The organism is Mechercharimyces mesophilus, assembly GCF_059818345.1.
In genome coordinates this window covers 1-4,166 of sequence record NZ_JCBAPH010000013.1, presented here as the reverse complement: position 1 = coordinate 4,166, position 4,166 = coordinate 1, and the positions used below count along the sequence as shown (strand labels likewise).

The 4,166-nt window shown below is 39.7% G+C and carries 5 protein-coding genes, 1 rRNA gene and 1 pseudogene; 4 read left to right on the top strand and 3 right to left on the bottom strand.

Annotated elements, in window-relative coordinates; all coding sequences use genetic code 11:
- Positions 1-277 precede the first annotated feature (277 nt).
- From AC6RGY_RS16405 to AC6RGY_RS16395, 3 genes are all read left to right on the top strand, one after another.
- Positions 278-484: a helix-turn-helix transcriptional regulator gene (locus AC6RGY_RS16405; protein ID WP_499864878.1), complete on the top strand. Its 207-nt coding sequence runs from the start codon at positions 278-280 to the stop codon at positions 482-484.
- Between the two features lie 2 nt (positions 485-486).
- Positions 487-1,233: a DUF3169 family protein gene (locus AC6RGY_RS16400; protein WP_499864873.1), complete on the top strand. Its 747-nt coding sequence runs from the start codon at positions 487-489 to the stop codon at positions 1,231-1,233.
- A 465-nt stretch (positions 1,234-1,698) separates the two neighbouring features.
- A complete protein-coding gene (locus AC6RGY_RS16395) occupies positions 1,699-2,061 on the top strand; it encodes a DoxX family protein (protein ID WP_499864871.1) in 363 nt (120 codons plus the stop codon).
- A gap of 286 nt (positions 2,062-2,347) precedes the next feature.
- On the opposite strand, the pseudogene AC6RGY_RS16390 reads toward AC6RGY_RS16395, so the two are convergent.
- Together AC6RGY_RS16390 and AC6RGY_RS16385 are read right to left on the bottom strand one after the other, a co-directional pair.
- A pseudogene (locus AC6RGY_RS16390) lies at positions 2,348-2,593 on the bottom strand (VOC family protein); the annotation flags it as partial.
- A 15-nt stretch (positions 2,594-2,608) separates the two neighbouring features.
- On the bottom strand, positions 2,609-2,974 hold the full coding sequence (locus AC6RGY_RS16385; RefSeq protein WP_499864876.1) for a hypothetical protein: 366 nt from the start codon (positions 2,972-2,974) through the stop codon (positions 2,609-2,611).
- 411 nt (positions 2,975-3,385) lie between these two features.
- Between AC6RGY_RS16385 and AC6RGY_RS16380 the strand changes: the two genes are divergently transcribed.
- A complete protein-coding gene (locus AC6RGY_RS16380) occupies positions 3,386-3,763 on the top strand; it encodes a DUF4345 domain-containing protein (RefSeq protein ID WP_499864869.1) in 378 nt (125 codons plus the stop codon).
- Positions 3,764-3,905: 142 nt separating this feature from the next.
- On the opposite strand, the gene rrf is transcribed toward AC6RGY_RS16380, so the two are convergent.
- Positions 3,906-4,022: ribosomal RNA gene (gene rrf / locus AC6RGY_RS16375) — 5S ribosomal RNA — on the bottom strand.
- Positions 4,023-4,166 lie beyond the last annotated feature (144 nt).

Sequence of the window (4,166 nt, the reverse complement as noted above, 5' to 3'; positions counted from 1 at the left end):
TTCATTGACTTGGGTCTATCTTTCGCTCTTCAGTTTTCAAGGAACAATTTCTCTTTATCCCCGCCATCCGGCGGTTTGTCTTGTCCACTCTTTCGTGGCGACAAGATCTATAATACCATGCTGAGATACTCTCGTCAACATGATTTTTACTTTTTCTTAATGTAAAACTGCCTTTCCTACAACCAATCGCTTCTTTCGCGATATACTTCTCCCTTCTTGACAATGATCATTGACAAAATGACAATGATCTTTTACACTGATGGCAGGAGGAAGGAAAATTATGTTGGTCAATCGCCTAAAAGAGTTGCGTGCAAAAAATGGCTGGAGCCAAACCGTCTTAGCACAGAAGATTTCTGTTTCACGTCAAACCATCAGTCTAATAGAGCGAGGAGATTATCATCCCTCCATCGTGCTTGTCTTGAAAATTGCTCATGCTTTTGATGTGACTGTAGAGGAAGTATTCACACTAACAGAGGAGGAATGACGATGTTCAAATCATCCACGTTAAAGTGGATCACTGTGGTTGTCGCTTCGGTAATTCTGTTCTCAATTTTTCGCGCCGCGTTTATTGGATTTGTGGATTTTCAGAGCTCCTCTCCACTAGAGGCAGCATTCATACTGGATATCATCCTACTGATCCTCATGATCATACTGATTGTGATAACGATCCTCTCGTTGTTTCTGTTGATTCATCATATGAAGAAACTACGTAAGCCAGATCTAGATGCCGTTCATGAGACGACGGCTAGTAACAAGATGTTTTTATATGTTTACTTATCTATCATTTCTTCTACTGTTGGCTTTGTTATCATGATCTGTGCAGGTACTTCCGCCAGCTTTACCGAGAATTCAATAGAGGTCGCTTGGCAACTACCCTGGTATTTGGTGGTCCCTTTTCTCGTCATCTTTTTCCTTGGACTTCTCAGTTCTTCCGTTGCCTCTTTCGCTATTAAACAGCACAATCGCAATTTCCCCGATCGCTCTATTCGCTTCTGGTCGTGGAACCCTCCCGTTGATCATTTTGAACAAATGGATGAAGGTGAAAAGCATCTTGCCTACCAAGCCGCTTTCCGCTCCTTCGCACGTCTCAACTTGATGATTCCCATATTGCTATTGCTGTATTTCTTTTTCTTTCCGATTCCACAAGCGATTGTTCCTATTCTCGTCATCGGTATTTTATGGACTACTCTCACGATCACTTACTATACACAGCTAAGTAAGGGTAGATCTTGATCATTCTTTATCACACTGCCTACTGCGGTAAGTGAGGCGTCTATTGTAAAAGCCAAGCTCCTGTTCCATCTTCAAAAACGGGGGCTCGGCTTTTTTTATGTAGCCAGGTCTACTACACCTGGAACTGGGAATCTGTATCCCTAAGTACCATCCTCCCCGGAGCGTAAAAAGTACACCCATTATGGAAATAAAAAGATGATACTCTACTGATGACACTACTTGACCCCAAAAAATATATCGAATATAATTATCTTGAATTCAAGATAATGTTGAAATGAAAAAGGAGTTGATAAGAAATTATCACGTATCGCTGAAGACAGCATGTTGACGATAGTGCGAAAACCTCGAAGATATCGTCAATTGAGGATGTTGCAATGATGGACATTTATATATGCAATATAAGCATGGGATTAAAGAACTAAACGTAAAATATTCAATTTCTAATTAAATTCAGGAGGTTTTATTATGAAATGGGTTGTAAGAATTCTTCAAGGTTTGTTAGGTGGCGCCTTTACATTTATTGGTTTTAATATGCTATTGGCAACCGATTCTATGGTTACTCAATTTGAAGCTTTAAACTTACCTATTTGGTTTTTGTATGTAACCGGTGTCCTCGAACTACTTTGTGGACTAGGTTTATTAGTAGGTTTTTGGAAAAATCAACTGGTCGTTTGGTCGGCAGGTTTAATCTCAGTTATTATGGCCGGAGCCATTTTCTTTCATTTCGCAGCCGGTCAAGGGATGGCAGAATCAGCACCCGCCAGTGTGATTTTCTTGCTTGCAATGGTTCTAACTTATGGTCAGTATCGACTAAATTCAAATTCATAAATAAATTGTATAATTGATTAGAAGGGACTCTTACCACTCGAAATTTAAAGAGGAGAAGTCCATCTCCTCCTAACTTTTATACAAAAAAGGTTATACTGACAGAACAAAGCACTCCACTCTTTCATTGGAATGGGGTGCTTTGTATATTACATAGCATAGCAAACTACCTTTCGAAAGTGAAAGGGAATCTGCTACTATGAATCCCTGTCCCCAGTCGCATAAACTTTCTAGATTTCTTGTGTCCAATCTATTGACCTAATACCACATCGTCTAAGTTGAGTTTACTTTATTTCATGACTGCAATGTAATTTGCTTCATTATCGGGGGAAGTTAAATACCCTACCAAAAGACATATTTAAAATTTCGCCGACTTTGATATTCTTGTTGGATTCGATAAAAACATTAACGAAGGTGTACCAAGATCTATCCCAGGTGACATTTTGGTATTGTGCAAAATGATGCTTGTCTCTGCGCCCTTTGTTGGTGCCGTTTGAATCCATCGCTTTCCTTGACCGTTATCTTCATCAGAAATAAAGTTAAGAATATATCATTTATTAAAAAGATAATCAACCCCTTGAATAGAAAGTTTCAATGCCTTTATTCTTCTTTCTAAAAGCGTTCTTTGAGGACTTTCTGCCTTTGTCTTAGCGTAAGCTTTCTCAACTGATAGAAATAAACCAGTAAGATCATTGCGAGCTTCTTCTATCTCCTCCTTCGTATAACCAAGAGGTGTTTGATTCCAAGCACTTTCTAGAATTGCTAATCCGATGTTACAAGCGTTGAGTCGTTTCTTTACTAGGGTAGTATTGGCACCTTTCTGAGTCATCTTAGCTAAGGAGTTTTCAAGTTTACCTATTGTTGATCGGAAAGATTTTATGGACTCCAATTGTTCTACATTCGATACGTTTTGCATGTTCATGTTTTCCTCTCTTCCTCTCTAAATTTGCTTGATACTTGACCTTAGAGAAAAGTGATTGCATGTGAGTCTTCAGTGTACATGAAAAGTACCCAACGTCACTTTTTGCCGATGCGGTTGATACTAGAGTTTCACTCCCAGTATTTCTTCGGCTTCTAATACCCTCTTATCCGTCAATATTGGTCCATACGCTTCTTGCGGGTTATGGGAAAGTGGCATCGTCGAGTATATCAAGCGAAACCCTCCTTTTCTCCCACTCATATTCCATTTCCCACTTACTAAAATCCCCATTTTAATCCGAAAACTGTTTGATATACAATGATATTCATTTTATAATTAGTGAGTTACTAGCTCAACCCTGGGTATTTAGGTGGATGGCGATCGATTCTAAAACAGAGGAGTCACTTCATGAGTTATAAGCGTTCTTTATTGTGGTTTAATAGCTTTGTATTTATCGTCTATGGTATTGCTTTTTTACTCTTCCCTACTCAACTAGCTCAATTGGTTACCGATTCAGTGCCGGATAGTTCTTCGTCCATAATTGATATGCGAGCTACTTACGGAGGAATGTCTATAGCCATAGGAGTATTCATTGCTTGGATGGCTCAAAATACAGCTCTCGTTAACAATGGTTTGAAATTCATCATAATTGTCATGCTGTTAATGGCTAGTGGACGATTAGTTGGTATTATCATTGATGGTTCTCCTAATCCCATGATGTTTGGATACTTAGGAGCAGAAATTTTTATGGCTTTCCTTTCTCTAATGATTTATAAAAAGAAATAAGGGATTAATAAAGCCGTTTGATACCCAACTAAAGACGAAGGCTATCTTATTCCTTCTAGCTGTAGAGCAGAAGGCTTCCTAAACTTCATTCCATACAAAAACAGCCCCCACTTCTAATGAAGTGAGAGCTGTTTTTTAAAGTGCCTGGCGACGACCTATTCTCCCAGGGACCTGCGTCCCAAGTACCATCGGCGCTGGAGGGCTTAACGATCGTGTTCGGTATGGGAACGAGTGGGTCCCCTCCGCCATTGCCACCAGACATATGGAATTGAAGGAATCGCACCTTCAAAAGTAAATACTTCATGTATCAAGTCAAGGGAGCGAGGCTTACGATTAGGGTAAGCCCTCGACCGATTCGTATCTGTCAGCTGAGCGTATTGCTACACTTACACCTCAGACCGAT